24 protein-coding genes are annotated in these 20,717 nt (G+C 34.1%); 13 read left to right on the forward strand and 11 right to left on the reverse strand.

Translation table 11 applies throughout. The features are described 5' to 3' along the window. The first annotated feature begins 906 nt into the window (after window positions 1-906). From ACMHJ2_RS12200 to ACMHJ2_RS12215, 4 genes are read left to right on the forward strand one after another with little or no spacing between them, the layout of a single operon-like run. Window positions 907-1,539 carry a hypothetical protein gene (locus ACMHJ2_RS12200; protein ID WP_413513135.1) on the forward strand — a complete coding sequence of 211 codons (633 nt, stop codon included), beginning with the start codon at window positions 907-909 and terminating at the stop codon, window positions 1,537-1,539. Between the two features lie 15 nt (window positions 1,540-1,554). Further along, on the forward strand, window positions 1,555-2,205 hold the full coding sequence (locus ACMHJ2_RS12205) for a hypothetical protein (RefSeq protein WP_413513136.1): 651 nt from the start codon (window positions 1,555-1,557) through the stop codon (window positions 2,203-2,205). Then, the gene (locus ACMHJ2_RS12210; protein WP_413513137.1) at window positions 2,169-2,927 is read left to right on the forward strand and encodes a sensor histidine kinase; all 759 of its coding nucleotides are present in this window, start codon (window positions 2,169-2,171) and stop codon (window positions 2,925-2,927) included. Before ACMHJ2_RS12205 ends, ACMHJ2_RS12210 begins: the two co-directional genes overlap by 37 nt. Before the next feature lie 5 nt (window positions 2,928-2,932). After that, window positions 2,933-3,604, forward strand: a complete 672-nt coding sequence (locus ACMHJ2_RS12215) for a response regulator transcription factor (protein ID WP_413513138.1) — start codon at window positions 2,933-2,935, stop codon at window positions 3,602-3,604. An 87-nt stretch (window positions 3,605-3,691) separates the two neighbouring features. On the opposite strand, the gene ACMHJ2_RS12220 is transcribed toward ACMHJ2_RS12215, so the two are convergent. Next, window positions 3,692-4,540 carry an alpha/beta hydrolase family protein gene (locus tag ACMHJ2_RS12220; protein WP_413513139.1) on the reverse strand — a complete coding sequence of 283 codons (849 nt, stop codon included), beginning with the start codon at window positions 4,538-4,540 and terminating at the stop codon, window positions 3,692-3,694. 110 nt (window positions 4,541-4,650) lie between these two features. On the opposite strand from ACMHJ2_RS12220, the gene ACMHJ2_RS12225 reads away from it, so the two are divergent. Further along, window positions 4,651-5,262, forward strand: a complete 612-nt coding sequence (locus tag ACMHJ2_RS12225) for a hypothetical protein (RefSeq protein ID WP_413513140.1) — start codon at window positions 4,651-4,653, stop codon at window positions 5,260-5,262. Window positions 5,263-5,447: 185 nt separating this feature from the next. On the opposite strand, the gene guaB is transcribed toward ACMHJ2_RS12225, so the two are convergent. Next, window positions 5,448-6,920: an IMP dehydrogenase gene (guaB, locus tag ACMHJ2_RS12230; RefSeq protein WP_413513141.1), complete on the reverse strand. Its 1,473-nt coding sequence runs from the start codon at window positions 6,918-6,920 to the stop codon at window positions 5,448-5,450. A 58-nt stretch (window positions 6,921-6,978) separates the two neighbouring features. After that, the gene (locus ACMHJ2_RS12235; RefSeq protein ID WP_413513142.1) at window positions 6,979-7,845 is read right to left on the reverse strand and encodes a hydroxymethylglutaryl-CoA lyase; all 867 of its coding nucleotides are present in this window, start codon (window positions 7,843-7,845) and stop codon (window positions 6,979-6,981) included. Window positions 7,846-8,030: 185 nt separating this feature from the next. Here ACMHJ2_RS12235 and ACMHJ2_RS12240 point away from each other — a divergent pair, with 185 nt between their 5' ends. Both ACMHJ2_RS12240 and ACMHJ2_RS12245 read left to right on the forward strand, forming a co-directional pair. Then, window positions 8,031-8,798, forward strand: coding sequence for an enhanced serine sensitivity protein SseB (locus tag ACMHJ2_RS12240; protein ID WP_413513143.1), 768 nt, complete (start codon window positions 8,031-8,033; stop codon window positions 8,796-8,798). A gap of 3 nt (window positions 8,799-8,801) precedes the next feature. Further along, a complete protein-coding gene (locus tag ACMHJ2_RS12245) occupies window positions 8,802-9,464 on the forward strand; it encodes a CatA-like O-acetyltransferase (RefSeq protein ID WP_413513144.1) in 663 nt (220 codons plus the stop codon). A gap of 33 nt (window positions 9,465-9,497) precedes the next feature. Here ACMHJ2_RS12245 and ACMHJ2_RS12250 read toward each other — a convergent pair whose 3' ends face one another. Genes ACMHJ2_RS12250 through ACMHJ2_RS12260 form a run of 3 tightly spaced genes read right to left on the reverse strand, consistent with a single transcriptional unit; the run spans window position 9,498 to window position 11,304 of the window. Then, window positions 9,498-10,031 carry a hypothetical protein gene (locus ACMHJ2_RS12250; protein ID WP_413513145.1) on the reverse strand — a complete coding sequence of 178 codons (534 nt, stop codon included), beginning with the start codon at window positions 10,029-10,031 and terminating at the stop codon, window positions 9,498-9,500. A gap of 8 nt (window positions 10,032-10,039) precedes the next feature. Beyond that, window positions 10,040-10,534: a hydrolase gene (locus tag ACMHJ2_RS12255; protein ID WP_413513146.1), complete on the reverse strand. Its 495-nt coding sequence runs from the start codon at window positions 10,532-10,534 to the stop codon at window positions 10,040-10,042. Window positions 10,535-10,536: 2 nt separating this feature from the next. Next, complete coding sequence (locus ACMHJ2_RS12260) at window positions 10,537-11,304, reverse strand: MBL fold metallo-hydrolase (protein ID WP_413513147.1); 768 nt, start codon at window positions 11,302-11,304, stop codon at window positions 10,537-10,539. Between the two features lie 82 nt (window positions 11,305-11,386). Between ACMHJ2_RS12260 and ACMHJ2_RS12265 the strand changes: the two genes are divergently transcribed. Continuing rightward, the gene (locus ACMHJ2_RS12265) at window positions 11,387-12,832 is read left to right on the forward strand and encodes a TonB-dependent receptor (protein WP_413513148.1); all 1,446 of its coding nucleotides are present in this window, start codon (window positions 11,387-11,389) and stop codon (window positions 12,830-12,832) included. Window positions 12,833-12,893: 61 nt separating this feature from the next. On the opposite strand, the gene ACMHJ2_RS12270 is transcribed toward ACMHJ2_RS12265, so the two are convergent. The 3 genes from ACMHJ2_RS12270 to ACMHJ2_RS12280 form a co-directional block, all read right to left on the reverse strand. Next, window positions 12,894-13,394: an META domain-containing protein gene (locus tag ACMHJ2_RS12270; RefSeq protein ID WP_413513149.1), complete on the reverse strand. Its 501-nt coding sequence runs from the start codon at window positions 13,392-13,394 to the stop codon at window positions 12,894-12,896. A gap of 92 nt (window positions 13,395-13,486) precedes the next feature. After that, on the reverse strand, window positions 13,487-13,816 hold the full coding sequence (locus ACMHJ2_RS12275) for a DMT family transporter (protein WP_413513150.1): 330 nt from the start codon (window positions 13,814-13,816) through the stop codon (window positions 13,487-13,489). An 80-nt stretch (window positions 13,817-13,896) separates the two neighbouring features. Continuing rightward, complete coding sequence (locus ACMHJ2_RS12280) at window positions 13,897-14,541, reverse strand: response regulator transcription factor (RefSeq protein WP_413513151.1); 645 nt, start codon at window positions 14,539-14,541, stop codon at window positions 13,897-13,899. Window positions 14,542-14,733: 192 nt separating this feature from the next. On the opposite strand from ACMHJ2_RS12280, the gene ACMHJ2_RS12285 reads away from it, so the two are divergent. Both ACMHJ2_RS12285 and ACMHJ2_RS12290 read left to right on the forward strand, forming a co-directional pair. Continuing rightward, complete coding sequence (locus ACMHJ2_RS12285; protein ID WP_413513152.1) at window positions 14,734-14,994, forward strand: hypothetical protein; 261 nt, start codon at window positions 14,734-14,736, stop codon at window positions 14,992-14,994. Window positions 14,995-15,089: 95 nt separating this feature from the next. Then, a complete protein-coding gene (locus tag ACMHJ2_RS12290; RefSeq protein ID WP_413513153.1) occupies window positions 15,090-17,081 on the forward strand; it encodes an ATP-binding protein in 1,992 nt (663 codons plus the stop codon). Window positions 17,082-17,353: 272 nt separating this feature from the next. On the opposite strand, the gene ACMHJ2_RS12295 is transcribed toward ACMHJ2_RS12290, so the two are convergent. Further along, complete coding sequence (locus ACMHJ2_RS12295) at window positions 17,354-17,998, reverse strand: DNA-binding response regulator (protein ID WP_413513154.1); 645 nt, start codon at window positions 17,996-17,998, stop codon at window positions 17,354-17,356. Between the two features lie 266 nt (window positions 17,999-18,264). Here ACMHJ2_RS12295 and ACMHJ2_RS12300 point away from each other — a divergent pair, with 266 nt between their 5' ends. The 3 genes from ACMHJ2_RS12300 to ACMHJ2_RS12310 all read left to right on the forward strand — a co-directional run bounded on the left by ACMHJ2_RS12300 (window position 18,265) and on the right by ACMHJ2_RS12310 (window position 19,847). Next, a complete protein-coding gene (locus ACMHJ2_RS12300) occupies window positions 18,265-18,726 on the forward strand; it encodes a GyrI-like domain-containing protein (RefSeq protein WP_413513155.1) in 462 nt (153 codons plus the stop codon). Further along, window positions 18,726-19,094, forward strand: a complete 369-nt coding sequence (locus ACMHJ2_RS12305; RefSeq protein ID WP_413513156.1) for a DUF1801 domain-containing protein — start codon at window positions 18,726-18,728, stop codon at window positions 19,092-19,094. Before ACMHJ2_RS12300 ends, ACMHJ2_RS12305 begins: the two co-directional genes overlap by 1 nt. Window positions 19,095-19,289: 195 nt before the next feature. After that, on the forward strand, window positions 19,290-19,847 hold the full coding sequence (locus ACMHJ2_RS12310) for a GNAT family N-acetyltransferase (protein ID WP_413513157.1): 558 nt from the start codon (window positions 19,290-19,292) through the stop codon (window positions 19,845-19,847). Between the two features lie 26 nt (window positions 19,848-19,873). Here ACMHJ2_RS12310 and ACMHJ2_RS12315 read toward each other — a convergent pair whose 3' ends face one another. Further along, complete coding sequence (locus ACMHJ2_RS12315) at window positions 19,874-20,716, reverse strand: GNAT family N-acetyltransferase (RefSeq protein ID WP_413513158.1); 843 nt, start codon at window positions 20,714-20,716, stop codon at window positions 19,874-19,876. Window position 20,717 lies beyond the last annotated feature (1 nt).

Here is a 20,717-nt window from a genome sequence, read left to right on the forward strand (position 1 = left end):
CTAACTAAAATTACGGAGTTGCAGCGATTCAATCAAAGAGGCACAAAATGCCCTCTTTTCCTTGCTTTCGTTCAGGACAGTAATTGATGTTTTTTTTCAGGGAGATTGCAAATTGGAAAAGTAACCTTGTAAAAAAATTACCTAGCCTCAACTTTTGAACCTCATCTTGTACACTGGTTAACCGTGAACCATCAACCGCCAACTAACAAGCAAAGGGTGACCTTTTGGGGCACCCTCTCTCTTCTTAAGATATTAAAAACTTATTGTGGGGACCATTGGTATTTGAAATAAAAATTTAAAACGTTTAGTTGTAAAACAGATTTAGCATGCATAACACACCAATTTTCATAACACTTAGCCCTTAATATGAAGCTGATTTACGAAACAGATTTTTTAATTTTTCATTTCCTACCTAACCCTAACTAAACAGTTGGAGTTTCTTTTCTTTTACACAAAGTTTATTTGTGTTTTATAAGGTCAAAACTAGCGCACTCTTACGTAATAAAAAAGAGGGTAAACACCCGATTTACCAAACAAGGGTTTTTCTTAAAAATCTATTAAAAAGTCAATCTTCTTCTTTTGCGAGTAAAAAAATTACAAAAGAAGAGGATTCTATCTCATTTTGGAAAATAATCCTGCCCGACTTTGAAAACATCGATAGAATAAAGATTTTTTTTTATTAACACCTAACAATCCATTCCATTAACACAAAACCACCATAAACATACAAAAACACAAAATAACACAAATAAAACATAAAAAATACAAAATATTAACAAACAATAAACATTAAATCCATTTTTATTTTCTTAATATTTTTTGTTTTTTACTAGATTAACTACTGAATTTTACCTTTATTTGTATCTAAAGAAAAAAAATATTCATCTTAATTTTTATTTGAACAATATGAAAGCACAAACTTCTTTTGTAGATCATTTAAATAAGACTAACGACACACATTGGGTATATCAAAGTATTACAACTTGGGCTAGTTTCTCTAAAGATAGAAGTGAGTTAAAACAACTAACTTCTTTGGGTTTGAACACCTTTTACTTTTTAAAAGGTATACTAGCTACTGACAATATTCATGCGTATCTCGGTTGCTATAAACAGGGGATTTATTTACATTTTATCCCAAGTTCTGTGGATCACAAAAAATCCTTTCAGGATCAAAAAACAATCCCTAATGAACTTTATAGTTGCTTAGCGACGCAAGATTCGTATCCAGATAAAGGAGCCATAGACAAAAAAGAAGCAGAACAGCGTATTCACAACTGGGACAATGACAAATTAAGAAATCAGGTGTTGGATGCTCCAGAGCTTTTTCAAGTTTTTTGGATGCCTAATGAAAATTTCAAAAACAATACCCCTTTAAAAGTCAATTTTGCCATAAACAAAGATCAACCGGATTTGGTATTGACTCGAATGGATAAAGCAAACAGCTACTTAGACACTTGTAAACCAATTCCTCCCTTTGGAATAGCTACTAAATCTAGTGATTTTGCTTTACTGGAACAAGTAAAATTATGGGGTATATAACCAAAACAAATTAACATGACTATTTTTGAATTCGTGACGTATGTGACGTATTTAATTCCCCTAGCATTAGTTTTGCTACTTATTTACAGCACCCTAAAAATGCCTTTTAGCTCTTATAAAATTGCCTTGATTGGCTACCTAACAACTTGTTTACTCTTTTATATTGGAGGAGAACTTCTAGGAGAATTAAAAGGGAATAACTTGATTTTAATTCCTATTTTTGGCGTTTTAGAACTCGGGTGGTTTATTTTTATTTATTATATAAGAATCCAACAAAAAAAAATATTTTTTCTTATCATCCCCACTTTTCTGTGTCTTATCTATGAATTAATTACAGTGAATTTTAATATTCCTGAGTACTTTCAATCGTATACTCGTTTTATATCCACTTTGTCTTTGTTTCTGCTGACCCTATATTATTGTTATTTCCTACTGAGAAACAAATGGAAAGATTACCATTCGTCCTTCTTTTTACTAAATGCAACCTTACTCATTTATTCTGCCTTCTCTTGTTTATATTACCTTCCCGTTAATTTATTAATCAACGGAAGTTCAGAGAACAAGTTTATTTTCTGGTTTTTAAATATCATCCTAACCTTACTTTTTTACCTTATAAATACGAAAGTATTATGCAACATACCTGGCAAAATGAAAATACAATCTTAATCTGGTTTGTTATTGGTTTAATTCTAGTTTTAATCATAAGTATTGCCTTTATTATACTCTTAAAAGCGAATCACAATAAACACATTGACAACCAGCAAAAAATTAAGGTGTTAAACCAACAACATCATCAAAAGCTACAATTATCCTCGGTTAATATTCAAGAAAAAGAAAGACAAAGAATTGGGAGTGATTTGCATGATTCCGTTATTAATGCTCTAAATATTTTATTTCTCCAGTCGCAAGCAGAAAAAAATGAGACCCATTTAGTGGATAGCATTCAAGAAACTATTCTTTTAACCCGACGTATTTCGCATGGGCTGAATCCTCCTTTACTAGCCTATGCAGCAATTGATCATTTAATAAAAGATTTATTTCAACAGTGGCATGTTTTTTACACCATTCAGGTATACATTGCTAAACAAGTTGTTATCGAACTATCCGAAGAGCAAAAAATGCATCTGCTCCGCATTATCCAAGAGCTTATGAACAACATACACAAACATGCTCAGGCGAGTCAAATTGATTTTCATTTGCGCTTATCCAAACAAGGGCTAGCCTTTTCCATGCAAGACAATGGGATTGGTTTTTCATCTAAACCCGATTACAAAGGAATTGGTTTACAAAATATTCAGTTGAGAGCTGACCTATTAAAAGCAACATTCAAATACAAACAGTCCTCTTCTATGGGAATCGTTTTTTTATTTGTATTACCCCAAAATTAACTTTCATGAAAATACAAGTTATCCTCGTAGATGATGAGGTCCTAATTACTGATTTACTAGCCAATTTTTTACAACAGAATCAAACTATTAAGGTGATTAGCACCTATAATTCAGGTGCGCTTTTTTTAGAGCAAATGGCCCAAATCACACAGCTTCCAGATCTTTTTATTATTGATTTCCGCATTGGAGATACCGATGGACTTGAACTCTTAGCCCGTTTACGTGCTATGGGAATAAGTACTCCTGTTGTTTTACTATCCTCCCATTACAATGACAGTTTGATTAGTTTCATAGTAAAATCTGGATTTGCAGCATTTTTACCCAAAAACATAAAATCTAAGGTATTAGTAGAAATTATACATGAAGTATATACCAAGGGGTTTTATTTATTGCCCGAACAGTTTGAACAATTAAGGGAACAGATGGCAATCAAAAATCAGCTCCTTACCTCCAATTTAAAAATGGCTTTAAGTGAAAGAGAGATAGAAGTACTTCAACTCATTGGCCAACAAAAAACAGGAAAAGAAATCGCGGAACGTTTATTTATTTCTCTTAAAACAGTGGAAGGACATAAAAATAGTCTATTTTTAAAAACAGGCGCTAAAAATGTAGTGGGCTTAATAGTATATGCCGTACAAAATAAACTCATAGATATCAATGAAATTTCATTGAATTAATACAGATACGCTTTGATACCTACTCTCTTTTATCAGACCTTCATTTCCCTAATTTTGAGGTATGTTTTTATTTTCCTCCTCCTCCTCCTAACCCGCTGTATTTTGCTTCAAAAATAGAATAGTTTGATCGACTACTTTTTGAAAATCATCGGGTAATTCTTGCTTCTCATACGGATGTTTAGAACCAAATACATGATCCGCATCTTCTACAAGATACAATTGCGATCCCTTAATCCAACGATGTAATAGTTCTGCTTCTTTTATAGATACTGCCTGATCGGCTGTTCCATTTACTATTAAAACTGGTTTCTTTAAATGCTGAGCAGCATACTGAATTGTTAAGGCTTGTTCGTGTTGCTCGAAGTCTTCCCAAAATGTAAAATTATGCGGTAATTCCTGCTTTGTTCGTGCATTTATAACATAAAATACTCCTTGCTTTTTCCATTGTTCAAAATGGTTTCGCTGTGGAAATCGCTTTTTAAAATCAGCAACTCCAGCCCATGAAATAGCGCCAGCAACCTTGTCATTATAATACGCTTGTAAAACGACAGCTCCTCCACCTCTGCTATGTCCTAGTAAAAAAATCTTCTGCCCTTCCACAGAAGTTTGGGTAGCGTAATAATCAATCACAGTAGCTAAATCCCTTTGTTCTTGGGAATAGGTATTTCGAGCAAAAGCATCTAAATCTACAAATTCTGTTGGGTGATCAATAGAGGTACCATTCAATGAAAAATTAAATTTCACCACCACAAAGCCAGCTTTTGCTAGAGCTTTCATGGCCAAATCCCAGGTTCCCCAATCTTTAAAGCCTTTGTAGCCATGACAAAAAATAACCAGAGGTCTGGGTTCTTGATTTGGTTCCCAGTAACAATCTGCAAGAATACTATGTGCTGTATCAGTAGGTATTAGCGTCGAGCTGTGATTTAGTTCTGCCATTATATGGATATTTTTAACAAGTAAACTTTATTTTTTTAAAACAACCTTAAGCATTAAAATTTTAATTTAGCTAGCACAAACCAAAAATAAATAACCTTAAAACGAAACGTATGAATTTTTTAACGTCCATCCGTCCTAGCTGGCAAACTCGTTTCTCCTTTGCTTTACTAAGCTTTGGGTTGTACTTGAATCCAGTAGCGACACTTGCTCAAGAGAAAGAACAAGTTACAATAAAAAATAAAACTTTAGCTTACGAAATAACAAAAGAAACCACCGCAAGTGACCTAGAGCTTATCCAAAAGGAAATCAATGCAGAAAAGATTGCTACGTTGCGTTTTTCAGATATTAAACGCAACGCTCAAAACGAAATCATTGGCATTACTACCCAATTTAAGGATGAACAAGGATCTTCCCAGCAAAAAAGTGAATACAATTCACAAGGCATTCGTCCGTTTTCTATAAAAATACACGAAAACACAGAAGGATACAAATATTTAGAAATAGCTAATACACCACAACAAGTCTTTTTTTCAAATTCGGAATCGATACCGTCTATTTCTAATTTCCTTCAAGATAAAAAGAATTCTAGAACAGATTATAAAAAGGATGATCTCATGGAAATGATGCGATCCATGCAAGAAAGCATGCAACAGCAACAGGATTTAATCTTAAAAATATTTGAAGAAGCGGAGAAGCAACAGGCAGAAAAGAGTGAGGAGTGATGCGTGAAGATGAGGAATTGGCACAAGCGACCCCTCTTTACGAGGATTAAGCTTTAGATTTGATTCCAATCTATGCACCGCATACAAATATAAAACGCCTTCCTGTAACAGGAAGGCGTTTTATATTGCACACAAAAAAAGCTATAACTATAAGAGCTATAGCTTCTTATTTTTTTTACTTTATCTTATCTTGAATAATTTGGAGCTGATTTAGTAATGGTAATATTATGTGGATGACTTTCTCCAATACCTGAAGCAGTCAACTGTACAAAGCGAGCTACTTCTTGTAAAGTAGGAATATCTTTTGCACCACAGTACCCCATTCCTGCACGTAATCCTCCAATAAACTGGAGCATACTTTCACTTAAATCTCCTTTGTAAGGAACACGTCCTTCAATTCCTTCTGGAACTAATTTTTTCACATCATCTTCTACATCTTGGAAATAGCGGTCTTTAGAACCTTGTTTCATGGCTGCAACAGAGCCCATACCACGGTATGATTTGAATTTTCTTCCTTCAAAAATAATAGTTTCTCCTGGCGATTCTTTAGTACCTGCCAACATAGACCCTAACATCACACAGTCTGCACCTGCGCCGATTGCTTTAGGAATATCTCCAGTATAACGCAATCCTCCATCTCCAATTACAGGAACACCCGTCCCTTTTAAAGCAACGGCTACTTCCATAATGGCAGAGAACTGAGGAAAACCTACCCCTGCAACAACGCGTGTTGTACAAATAGATCCAGGTCCAATTCCAACTTTTACTGCATCCGCACCTGCTTCTACTAAATATAAAGCAGCTTCTGGTGTTGCAATATTTCCAACGACAACATCAATTTCAGGAAAAGCTTTTTTAACCGCTTTTAAGGCAACAACTACCCCTTGTGAATGTCCATGAGCCGTATCAATAATTAAGGCGTCTACACCTGCTTTTACTAAGGCTGTCGCTCTTTCTACTGTATCATGAGTAACACCTAAAGCAGCTGCCACACGCAAACGACCGAATTGATCTTTGTTTGCATTGGGTTTTAGCGTTAATTTAGTAATATCTCTAAATGTGATTAAACCTACTAGCTTATAGGCTGCATTAACTACTGGTAATTTTTCAATTTTGTTTTCTTGTAGAATACCTTCTGCTTGTTCTAACGTAGTACCTTCTGCCGCAGTTACCAGGTTTTCTTTGGTCATTACTTCCGTAATAGGTCGTGCATCTTCTTTTTCAAAACGCATATCTCTATTGGTAATAATTCCTTTTAGGACTCCTTGCTCATCGACAATTGGAATACCGCCAATGCTAAATTCTGCCATTGCTTTTTTAGCATCTCCAACCGTTGCTGTTAAAGGTAAAGTTACAGGATCAATAATCATCCCTGACTCTGCTCTTTTTACTTTGCGAACTTCTTTGGCTTGCTCTTCAATAGTCATATTTTTATGGATTACTCCAATTCCTCCTTCACGAGCAATAGCAATAGCCATTTCACTTTCTGTTACCGTATCCATTGCTGCAGATACTACAGGAACATTAAGTGTAATATTTCTAGAAAATCTTGTTTTTAAACTTACCTCTCTAGGTAAAACTTCCGAATAATTTGGAACTAAAAGAACATCATCGTAAGTAAGTCCTTGACCGATGATTTTTGTTGTGTGTGCTTTCATGTGCAATTGTAGTTGAATTGCACGCAAATTTAGTTTTTTTTATTCAGCAAAAAAAATCCTAGTGATAAAAATTAAAAATTTTTAAGGCTTCATTGTACGCGCTCTCAAAAGACATGGCACTTAAATTCGTATCCACCTTATTTGCAGTAAAATAACTCAACATTTTTTCTGTTGGCATATTTCCGGTTAAATCATCTTTAGCCATGGGGCATCCTCCATATCCTTTTATAGCTCCATCATAGCGCAAACACCCTGCTTTATAGGCCGCATCAATCTTTTCAAACCACAAATCAGGCGTTGTATGCAGATGTGCGCCAAATTCAATAGTTGGATAAGCGGGAATCAGATTGCTATATAGATAATCAATAACTTCAGGTGTTGAGCTTCCTACTGTATCTGATAAAGAAAGAATTTTCACCCCCATAGTAGCCAATCGCTCCGTCCATTCGCCTACAATATCCACATTCCACGGATCTCCATACGGATTACCAAAGCCCATAGATAAATAAGCAACTACTTCTTTATCTGTTTGATGAGCAATAGCCAAAATCTCTTGTAAAGTAACGAGTGACTCTGCAATTGTTTTATGTGTATTTCGCATTTGAAAATTTTCAGAAATAGAAAAAGGAAATCCCAAATACTTTATCTCCTTATGTTGTGAGGCTTCTTCTGCTCCTCTTGTATTAGCAATAATAGCTAAGAGCTTGCTTTGTGTTTTACTCAGATCTAATTGCGCTAAAACATCTGCCGTATCTTGCATTTGAGGAATAGACTTTGCAGATACAAAACTTCCAAAATCAAGCGTATCAAATCCCACACGCAATAATGCTTGTAGATATTGGACTTTTTTTTCTGTTGGTATAAACATCTTAATGCCTTGCATAGCATCGCGAGGGCATTCTATAATTTTTACTGTTGGTTTCATAGTGCTCCAAAGATAAAAGAAAGCCCGAAATTCCCAAAAACAAATGCAAGAATAAAATACATTCTATTTCATCGCTTTCCCACTAAATCGCATATTCCTCTAAAACCGATTAAATCTTTAAGATTATTTTAAACAAAAAAAGTATAATAAATTGTAAGTTTGAAGGAAAAAGACAAAGAAAACGTATGACTCAATCTACTCAAACAACCCTAAATAAAAACTTACCCTTAGCAGAAATCATTGAAAAGGCAGGTACTATCGAAGCATATAGAGCTGTTTTTTATGAGAAATTCCTAAAAAAAGACATTTTTGTATTGGTAAAAAAAGGCTATAATGAAAACAACGAAGCTACTAGTTTTAATGCCAATGCTCCTATCATAACTTTTGAGAATCAACAAATCCCTGTGTTTACTGATCCCAAACACATTTATGATCAAGGTGCTATTCAGGATGAAATGAGTTATATGAAAGTAAATGGCAGAGCCTTTTTAGAGCTTGCTATGGGCCATTCGATTCTTGTTAATCCATTTTCTAAAGTTTACAAAGAATTGGTACCGAATGAAATTGCTGATATGCTAAACGGTTCCATTTTTAATGGAATTAAAGACCAAGTAGCTCATACCCAAATGCAAGTATTAATTGGCAAACCTCAAGTAGAACCTACTGAACTATTATTGGATTTAAAAACCACTTTTGCCTCTATTCCCACCATTACATCCGTCTATTTAGGTTGGACTTTTAATGAAAAAATAGACCAACAACCACATTATATTTTTGCAGTAGAATGCAAAGTTAAAGATGCGGCTGAGTTTAAAGAAATTGCAGATGTTATTTCAAATTTATGCAAGCCCCACTTAAAAAAAGAAGAATATATCGATATTATGCGTTTAGAAGTTAATGGCAATTTTAGCGATTATTTTTACAACCAAGACCAACCTTTTTACACCAAGTAAACCATGGATCAGTTGCCTACATTTACACCTATTAACTTAGATACTTGGATTCGAGCGCCTTATTATGACTATTATCGTACAGTTTTAAAAACAAAATATACGGTTAGCATAAAAATTGACATTACAGCGATTAAGGCTTTGTATAAAGTCAAAGGATATAAGTTCTTTCCTACTTTTCTCTATGTGATTATGCGTGCCTTAAACCAGAACGAGGCTCTGCGCACTTGCATTCATGAAGGGCAATTGGGTACCTGGAATTTTCTTGCACCTCAATTTACCCTATTTCATGAAGATGACAAAACCTTCTCTGATTTATGGAGTGCGTATACGAATGATTTCCAACTTTTTCATCAGTATATTGTACAAGATATTGAACACTATAAAAACAAAAAGGGAATCAAGATAAAATCTGGACTCCCTGCAAACTTTGTACCTATTTCTTGTGTTCCCTGGATTAGTTTTGAAAGTATCAGTCAGGATACTTCCCATGACTCAGACTTTCTCAAACCCATTATCCGTTTTGGTAAATTCTACCAAGAACAAGAAAGAGTACTCATTCCTCTATCTGTTTATGTTAACCATGCCATAGCAGATGGTTATCACACGTCTTTATTTTTAAATGACATCCAAGCTTTAGCGGATACTGTTAAAGATTGGATGCCCTAAACCTAGGTTTATCTGGTATAAAAAATTTACTTCTTAAAGCTCTTCCTCTCCTTCAATCACCTGATCGGATTGAATAAGTTGAACATCCATGGTTTTAGCGGCTGTAAACTTAATTTCATCTTTAAATTTTAACACCATTCCGTTTTCTACCTGAAGTTGCCAACCGTCTTTTAAATATATTTTTGAAGTTCTATCACCTTCTAACACGATACTTTTTTCTTGTTGAGGCAAGAAAATTTCAGCTTCTTTGCGATCTTTGGAAAAAAGCACAAAACAACTTACTTCATTATCTTCCAATTCATTTTCCAAAACGCCTTCCTCTTCGATAGGATTTAATCGAAAACCCTTTTCAAAAACGCGAATACAATCCGCCAATAAATAACTATATCGATACCCTGCTGTATACGCACATCCAAAGCCATCTTCTTTACCTACAATCGTAGTTCCTCCATCCGTCTCAACTATTTTTTCTTGCGCAGATTGACTGTTTTTATCCTTAAGAATAAAATCACAAGAAACTAAACTAACAGCTAAGAACAAACCTATTACTAGTCCAATTTTTCGCATACTTTTTTTTAATGAGTTGAATACAAAACAGTTTCTATTGTTGAGAAATTAGTCGGTTTTTCAGGATCGTAAAAGTATTTAATTAATACTTCACCATGTACAGCTCCTGAATAAAAATCGGCGATGATCCATCTGTGATTAATAAAACTCACTTTATTAATAATACACTTCTGTCCATTCATCGCTCCGTAGGGCACCAAAGGATTCCCCGTATCTAAGTGATTCAAGGCTAAGATTTCCTCACGAATTTTATCCACATCTTGATCTAAGGTTTGAAAATTAAAATACTCTTGGGCATCTTCATTGTATCCTAAGGAAAAATACTTTGCTTCATTTAAATCCTTTGAAGCTAGTTTTAAAGAATCTCGAACAATCGCAATGCGTTTGTTTGCAATTTCGATTTTCTTCTCTTCAGATCGCATCATATTGCGATTTGTATTGTATAACAGTGCTATAATTAATATTGAAAATACGAAAAGGTAAAAGAAGACTTTATGTCTCATGCTTATGGTAGTTTTATTTGTTGTTCATCGTAAGCCAAAGATACATTTTTTGGCAATATCTTTTGTACTTCTTCGCAAAATCCTAAATCTTGAGAAATATGAATTAAATACGCCTGATCTGGATTTACTTTTTCAATAAAAGCCAAGGCTTCTTCCAAGTTAAAATGTGTAGGATGCTCTTTGATTCTCAGAGCGTTAACCACTAAAACACGACAACCTTTTATTTTTTCTATTTCGCTATCTTCTACGTATTTAGCATCCGTAATATACACTAAATCCCCTAATTTAAAACCGTAAATTGGAAGATCCCCATGCATAATAGACAGGGGAATAATGGGTTTATTCTTAATGTAAAAAGCCTGGTTTGGTTCAACAATATGTTGTTGAACACTTGGCGCACCTGGATAGCGATTTTCGGTAGTAAAAATATACGCATAACGTTTTTCAAGTGCGTCCATAACCCGATCAGATGCATAAATTGGCATCGGACCATAGAGAAAAGTTAAAGGTCGAATTTCATCTAATCCCGCAATGTGGTCTGCATGTTCATGAGTAAATAAAATCGCATCTATATACGCGCATTTAGCCTGTAACATCTGTTGTCTAAAATCAGGACCACAATCAATCACAAGGGTTAAATCATCCCACGTAATCAAAGCAGAAGTGCGCAATCTATGATCTCGTTTATCTGTACTTTGTCCTACAGGGTGATCTATGGCAATGACAGGGACACCTTGAGAAGTTCCTGTTCCTAAAAATCGTATTTCCAAAATCTATCCATTTTATACAAAAGTACACTTTATCTTTTTTTTTGTTGTATAGAATTTGTTACTTTGTTACAAAAGCTACTCAATGGAACATTTTGCAGAAGATCTAATCTTAGAAGGAGATAGAATTATTGAACATCAACCTGCTATTTCGGATAAGGCGCTCCGTATAAACCTGAATCACAACATTTACGGAACATTTGCTGAAATTGGTGCAGGCCAGGAAACGGTTCGTCACTTTTTTAGAGCTGGAGGTTCTTCTCGAACAGTTGCAAAAGCGATGTCTGCCTATGACAAGTCCTTTAGTGATGCTATTTACAGCGTAGAAGATGATGGGCGTTACGTAACAGAAAGCAGGTTGTGCAAAATGTTGGATTATGAGACGAAAAAGATTGAAGATCGTATTCCGCGTTCTGAAAATCCAACAAAAACCTTTTTCAGCTATGCCAATACGGTTGCAACCATAGATTATTCAAAAAAGAACAAGGGACATGGTTGGGTTGGAATTATCTTTCAAACCGCTCCAAAAGAAGCCTACAGCAAAATAGTTTTGCATTTTCAGTTTAAAGAAACCGACTCCAAATTACAACAAGAAACCCTTGGAATTTTAGGGGTAAATTTAATTTATGGAGCCTATTACCAACACCATGATCCTAAAAAACTAATTAGTTGTTTATATGACCATTTAGATCGAGATCAAATTGAAATCGATAGTATCAGCTTAACGGGGCATTTATTTGAACATATCGACAAGCGATTAATGAGTTTATTACTCGTTAAAAATGGGATGACTGAAGCGGTTATGTTTGGTCCTGATGGTCAAAGCAGACTTGCAGCTAATGAATTATATCGAAAAAACATTCTTGCTTTGCGCGGTAGTTTTAGACCCGTTACTTTAGTAAATATGGATATGTACAAAAAAGCGTTGGGGTCTTTTGTGCATGAAAATAGCTTACTCAAACAGGATACAATTGTTATTTTTGAGATTACACTTTCTAACTTATTAATGGAAGGTGACTTGGATGAAAATGATTTTTTACATCGCGCCGATTTACTTTGTTCATTGGGACAAACAGTAATGATTTCCAATTTTCAAGAATATTATAAATTGACGGCTTATTTCTCAAGATACACCTCCGAAAAAATCGCTCTTTCAATGGGAGTGAGTAGCTTACTAAATATTTTTGAAGAAAAGTATTATGCCAATTTAACGGGAGGTTTATTAGAAGCACTAGGTAAATTATTCCGCAATCAAATGAGAATTTATTTATATCCGATGCACGATGTGGAAGGCCGTATTATTGATTCTACAAATCTAAAAGTCGATTTGCCAATTAAAGAACTATACAAATTCTTCAAGAAAAACAATCAAATCATTGATATTACCGATTATGAACCGAGTAATTTAGACGTATTTTCTAGAGATGTACTTCGTTCTTTACAAAGCAATGAACCAGGTTGGGAGGAAAAACTACCCGCTGGTATTGCAACAATGATTAAAGAAAAACAACTTTTTGGTTATACCAAATAGATCATAGCAATAAAAAAAGCGACGTTTTGAACGTCGCTTTTTTTATGCTCTCAGTTGAGTATTATTTTACTTCTGTTGTTTCTGGTTTTATTTGTTTAAACTCCATCAGGATTTTATCTCCTTTTTTAAAGATTAAAGCACTTTCCGTAATTTCGTAATTGGTTACTTCAATTAACCCTTTCGTAAAAGCGAAATCTGAAACACCCTCACAAAACATTCTTGTTGCAGCTAATTTATCACCAATAACAATCTCATTGTTTGCTTTGATTTCGTATTCCCCTGTAAGGTTATTACAACCATCAGTACCATGAACCTTTAAATTTCCTTCAAAATTCAAAGTTGGTTTTTTTCCTGGAAACAATTCTTCTACTTTTTTATCTGCGGTTTCTTCCGTATGAATTGCGATTAGTTCCCAGCTTCCAAATAAATTTTCCTGAGCTGCTACTACTTTTTCCACAACTGGAGTTTCTATTGTTTCAGTGGTTGGCGCTTGCTCTGTGCTCTTTTTTTCATTACAAGCAGTTAGGGTCATAACCAATAAGGCTGCTATTAAAACGTTCATTTTCTTCATTTTTGCAATTTTAAATCATTAATTCTTCAAATATAAATACAAATTTAGAATTAATTGCTAAAAAATGCAAAAACACCTTGTTTTTAAGCTGCTGAAACTACTTTTAAACCAATAATAGAACCTATTAACGTTAGAATGAAAAACAAACGCCAAAAAGTAGCTGGGTCTTTAAACACCAAAATCCCTACTAATACAGTTCCCACAGCACCAATACCTGTCCAGACGGCATATGCTGTTCCTAAAGGCAAGGTTTGGGTAGCTTTCATCAATAAAGCCATACTCATAACCAAAGCAAATAAAAAGCCGCTATACCACCAAATAGCTTCTGTACCTTTACTTTCGTTTGCTTTGCCTAGGCAATAGGTAAATCCCACTTCAAAAAAACCACCAATAATCAAAAAAATCCAATTCATTTCTTTTTTTTCGCGAAAGTCGAATTATAAAATATATTTTTTTTTATCCTATGTTAAAAATTTATTGCAAAAGATTGTTATTAAATAAAGCCCTCTTCCTTTATTTTTTTAATCAATCCGCCGTTATCCAAAACATCAAAGGTTTGCTTCAAACCCGCAATACGCTTATTAACAGCACTCTCACTTAAAAACAGAGTTTCACTAATTTCTTTAATTTTAAATCCTTTATCTAACAAAAGTAAAATTTGAATATTTTGTTCTTGTAATAAAGCTTCTTTCTTATAAATCTCTTTTAAACCTTCACTGGCATGAAAACTATAAAATCGCTCCCCTCCTAAAACCTTTTGAATGGCTTTCTGTAATAAACTTTCTGTTACATCTATCTTGAGCAATAAGGCTTGTGGTACTATTTTTTTATGTATGTCATATAATACAAGAACACCTTCGTGGCCCGTTATTAAAACAACATTTAGATCAGGAAATTTACTTTTAGAAAAACGGACAAATTCAACACCATTCACAATTGCATCCTTGTCATTTCCCTTTCCTAAATTATAATCCACTAACAGTAAATCCAACCGTGTACAAGTATCAATCTGTTTTACTCCCTCCTGGACAGAAGTAGCACTTAGCACCTTAGCTTCTTTAAATTGCTTGTGTAAAATTTGTTTATACCAATCAACAATCATCTGATGATCATCGATAATTAAAACAGTAAAGTTCAAAATACTTTATTTTTTATTAACATATAATACATGTTTTCTATACTAAAACGGCTAAAAAAACAATTATTTTTGTTAGACATTCTACGAATTTTATCTTAAAAAAAGGCTTTAATTTTTACAAAATACTAAATATACAATCAATTTATCTATTTTTTAATTTTAAGCAAAAAAACAACAATAAAAACTAGCACTATGTCCAAAAAAACCCTTACCCTCGTATCTATTGTTTCTCTTTTCTTTTTAGCATCTTGTTCAACGGATAATATACCAGAAGAATCCACAGGAAGCGCATCCAAAAACACAACCTTTACAGCAAAAGAAAATTCAACATCAATCAAAACAGAAAGCAATATACAGCGCGACACCATTCAAACTAGTATACAAGTTCTTAACAGCACAGCTCGAACTTTAGAAAATGGCGATTTAGGTGCCCTGAAAGACAAGAAAAAGTAATTCGTTTAATTAGGTTCTATTAATCCTCAATTTTTACTGATAAAATTGGGGATTAATTCTTTTTTAACTTTCTTTGTTTCACTTAAGAAAGTTTTATGCGTGTAAACTATTATTTGATCCTTCTTATCGGTTTGTGTTTTACATGCTGTACTAAAAATACAAACAATAAGAAAGACAGCGACTTATATCGTTATGTGACTGAATTAGAAACAAATTCTATTGCTCAAGCAGTTAAAGTTCACAAATTAGATTCTCTCTTGTTAACCCTAAAGGATCAAGTTAATACAAAACCTCATCGAAAACTTCTTTTTAAAGTTGCTGGAGTTGCTTACAATATAAATGCAACTGATATTTATTTTCAATCCAGTCAAGATTTATTACTTCTATCTAAAAAGGCAAAAGATACGCTAGATATCGCTAAGGCCTACTATTACCTTGGTGATTATTATGAAGATATAGTTAAACTAGACAGTGCCTATATTTGTTATTCTTATGCGGCTAAGTTTTACGAGGCACAGCACGATACGCTGCAGGTAGGAATCACGCAAAAATCAATGGCACTTATTTTATTTGAAGAAGGGCTTTTTAATCAAGCTGAAATAGAAGCCTTTGCATCCCTAAAGAAATTGACGCTTTATAAAGACAACAAGCTATTATTAGAGGCCTATGTTACCATTGCCAATATCTTAGATCAAAACTCTCAAAGTGAAGAAGCTATTCTTTATTATAAACAGGCCTTAAAATTAATAAATACTTTAGACTCCAAAGAAGATATTGCCTATACAAAAGCTACGATTTACAACAACATGGGTTATTTATACAATGGGTTACAAAACTACTCCCAAGCGGAGAAAACACTTTTAGATGGGCTGTCTTTACTAACTGATGATTTACAAAAAAGTCTTAGTCACGCCATGCTTCTCAATAACTTAGCACTTACCTATATTAAAACCAATCAATTGCAAAAAGCAGAGAGTTTAGCATATGAAGCCCTAGTTATTCGAGATAGCTTACAAGTTCCTCAGGGGCTAATTTCAAGTTACAGTCGCTTAGGTGAACTTCATTTGTCCAAAAAAGACACCCTAAGAGCCGTGACCTATTGGAAGGAAGGGTTTCATACTTCGGAGCAGGTAAAAGCGCGAAATACCGCTTTAACCAATCTGCGCTACCTCAGTTTATATGACAAACAAAATGCAAAAGAATACGCGCAACGGTACTATGAAATTAACGATAGTTTAAAAGCATTACAAATAGAAAACAGAACCAAATTTGCTCGAATAGAATATGAAACTGCTCAATTAGAAGCTAAGAATGAATTATTAGCACAACGCTTAACGCTTTTTAGTATACTTTCAATTCTAGGGGTTCTCCTCTCTATCTTAATTTATATTGTATTTAAGCAAAAAATGATCCAAAAACGCTTGCTATTTAAACAAACACAGCAAAATGATCGCGAATTAATCTATAAGCTTATTTTACAACAAGAAGAGATTGCTAAAAATACATTATTGGATGAAAGAACACGTATTAGTACTGAATTACACGATGGCATTATCAATACGCTTTTTAATATCCGCCTCATGCTTTCCAACGAACATACCGATGGAAACCGTCAATTAATTGCCTCCGAAATTGAAGAAGCCCAACAACAAATAAGAAGAATTTCTCATAATCTTCAAGACCAAACCCTTGCTGTAGGGAGTTTTACTCCTATTTTAGAGAATCTGATTGACAAGAACTCTACAGAAGAAAATACCTTTACCTTGCTAATTGCTCGAAATTTTGATTGGGGTAGCTTCGATTATGAAACAAAAATGAATCTCTATCGAATTATTCAGGAATCTATCCAGAACATTATAAAACACGCTCAAGCGACAAGAGCGATTATTTCGATTGTAGAATCTACTTCCAATTATCATATCAAAATTCAAGACAATGGAATTGGGTTTAAAGTTAGTGAGATCAAAAAAGGCATTGGACTGAAAAATATACAATTTCGCGTCAATCAGATGAATGGTATTTTAACCATTAATTCCATTCTAAAGAAAGGGACCATTTTAGAAGTTATTCTCGCAAAAGTAAAATAGGGATTGGTGTCCCCACAACCAATCCCTATTTACCTAAATTAATCAATAGATATTTCATTTTTTAACCAATTCGCGTGCTTATTATTGCAATCCTTTTGTCTTACAAGTATAAAAAAGCGCTATGCAAACCTTTTATATGATCTTATCGTGAACTAAAGTAGCTATAAGTCCTTACTATTCAAAATATCACCCCCTTCTTTTAACAAAAATGAAAGTTCAATAGTCATTTTATCGCTCTAGGCCCCCCAAATTTCTTAAAATTAGATGAATCCTTATATCTTCACCTGTTTCAATAGCTCAGAGAGATCATTAACTTCAAACTCTTTTTTCATTGTTGTTAGCATTCGCTGAATGGTACTTTGGCTTTTAAATACAATCTCACAAATTTCCTGTACTTTATATCCCTTATCTAATAACATTAATATTTCTATATACTGTTCTTGTTGCATCAATTGACGTTTAGCCAATAGGCTTAAGACATTTTTAACCCCTTCACTGTAAAAAATTTGTCCAATCATACATTGGCGTATGGTATCAATCAGTAATTCATCCGTAACATCCGCTTTCATCAATAAACCATCGGGATGCAATTTTTTATGGATGCTATAAATTAACAAAGCCTCTTCATGCCCTGTAATCATGATTACTTTAGCTTTTGGGAATCGCTCTTTCGCATATAAAGCTAGTTTTTGTCCATCGGATATACGCAATTGAATATCGAAATTCTTTGCCAAGTTATAATCAATGATTAGCATATCAATACTTGGCAACGTATGAATATATTCCATCGCTTTAGGAATACTTTCACTAGCATAGAAAGTACTTTCTAAAAAGTTTTCCCGTAGTAAGCGAATATAACTAGTCAAAATCATTGGATGATCATCTACTACAAGAAACACGGGATTATATAAATTCATATACGTTAGAATTAGAAGCACTTAAATATCTGTCAAAATTAATCATTTTTTTTCAGTAAAGATTACTCTTAGTTCTTCTGAATATACAATATTCTCATAAATAAAGACAAAAACAAAAGCAGACTCCCTTTTCTGTAAAAAAATCCCAACAAAATTCACAAATTCGCATCTATCCGAAATCGATATGCGCTCTACTTCTAATTTCATCTTGACATACAGTTGTCATATCGCTTACTTACCTTTGTTAAAAATAAAAACCTACTCGCATGCAACACATCCATATAGATGCCCTATATATTATTGGTATTGCCCTTCGAACAACCAATCAAAACAATCAATCTGCCAAAGATATCCCTCAATTATGGGATGCTTTTTACGCGGAACAAATCAAAGAGCAAATTCCTCATAAAGTAAATGACACCGTTTATGTCATTTATACAGCGTATGAAAGTGATTATACAGCTCCCTATACTACAATTATAGGTTGTCAGGTCCCTACTTTAGATGATGTTCCAGAAGGAATGGTTGCGCATACCATTTCTGCAGGTTCCTACTCGAAGGTAGTTGCAAAAGGCAATCTTATGGAGGGAATTATTATAAATGAATGGATTAAAATTTGGAATTCACCTACTCTTGATCGAGCTTATACTTCAGATTTTGAAGTTTATGGCCCTAAGGCTCAAGATCCAACGCATGCAGAAGTCGACTTATACCTAGCAATAAAGTGATGCTAAATACAGTATACTCTTTTTATGCTAGACAACCCGAACCCAATCAAAGTTGTTTACTGGCGTTACGTGATTTTATCCTTCAACAAGATCCTCTAATCACGAGTTCACTTAAATGGGGAACGCCTTGTTTTTCTTATAAAAATCGCATGTTTTGTTTTTTAGCAATTAACAAAGCTACGCAGTCTCCCTATTTATTACTAGTAGAAGGTCATCAAATTAACCATCCCCTACTAGAAAAAGGTACAAGAAAGCGTATGAAAGTAGTGCATATTGACGCTTCTCAGGATTTACCTTTAGCTGCTATTCAAGTTATTTTAGCTCAAGCTTTATACTTATATCGATCTGGCGAGATAAAAACGAAATAGAGAAATTTAATCCAATTTCCCCCTTTTAAGAAACAAAAAACGCAAATACAGGTTTTGTGGATTACTTTGTTTTTTCCCTCATTGATTCGCTTAAATGAGGGAATAGCTTTTTTATCGCATAAAAGTAAGTATACGCTACTCTCTTCTTGTGTTTTATTTGTTACTTTTACTTTTTTAACCTGCTATATTTTATCGATGTTTTTTAAAGAATTTCCAACCCTCCAGACCCCTCGTTTAGTACTTCGTGCACTGCATTTTACAGATGCTCCTGCCCTTTTTGCTTATTTTTCTAAGGATGAAGTAACAGAATTCTATGATTTATCTACTTTTGAATCCCTAGAGGAAGCCCATGAATTGCTTTTAGATTGGCAAAATCGCTACCAAAATCAAGACGCCATTCGCTGGGGTATCGCCTTACAACAACAACCTGAACGGTTGATTGGAACCTGTGGTTTTCACAATTTTTCAATCGAAAATTCCAGAGCCGAAATTGGGTATGAATTACATCCTGATTTTTGGCAGAAAGGTTTAATGACCGAAGCAATTAAGGCATTGATTCCTTTTGGATTTGAAGCATTTAATTTACATCGAATTGAGGCGATGATTCATCCTACCAATAATTCCTCCCGAAAATTACTTGAAAAAGTTGGGTTGCAATCGGAAGGAATATTGCGCGAATATTTTTATGAAAAGGAAAAATTTATTGATGCTGAAATTTTTTCTATTCTGAGTAGAGAATATCAACAATCCTAGTAAAATCAACCAGCACTTCCCTTAAATCATAAAGCTCTTTTCATTTCAAATTGAGCCAAATCGCTCTTGAAGTTGAACGAATGGAAAAAAGCAGCTGTTTCTAGTGATGTGTCATCAATATTAAAGGCAAATACACTCGTAGATGCTGTATACGCAATCATGCTTTGAAGCAGCTTTGTTCCAATTCCTTGCCTTCTGTTTTCAGGCTTTACTGCCAATTGCAAAATGCGTTTTGAAGTTGGATTAAACACGAGATATCCCACAAGAACTTCATCGATATAAGCTTCTAAAATACGGCAGCGCGGACTACTTTTTTCCAAAGCGGGAATTGCATTTTGCCAAGAAGGCTGAATATCCCAAAACAGCTGAAAATCAAGCCAATTAAAGGTATTCAACTCTCTTATTTCGGCGTGTGAAATTGGATTTATTTCCGTGATCTCTCCTTCAAAACAAACTAATTTTCTCGCCTTGTGATACCCCATTTTTTCATAGGCTCGAATCGCCGAATGATTGCCTTCTATTACTTCTAATACCAGTTGTTCTACTTGTAAAGGGCGTAAGCGCTCTAGTAATACGCCATACATCTTCCCAACCAACCCTTGTCCACGATGGGAAGGAATTACGCCTGTAGCTGCATTGTAAGCAGTCAATTTACCTTCTACTGGATTGAGGGCATGTAACATAAAACCCACCAATTTACCTTCGTCCAAAACACCAATAGAAAGGTTTAATTGGATATTTTCAGCTGCAATTTTTAACTCTAATTGTTCTATCGTTAATTGTAAGGGTATGATATAATCCGAAAAAGACTCATTCAATACTTGAACGATATCATGGGTATCTACTTGGGATAAATCTATTAATTTCATA

Origin of the sequence: Myroides odoratus, assembly GCF_965118575.1 — a bacterium.
GTDB lineage: Bacteria > Bacteroidota > Bacteroidia > Flavobacteriales > Flavobacteriaceae > Flavobacterium > Flavobacterium odoratum_B.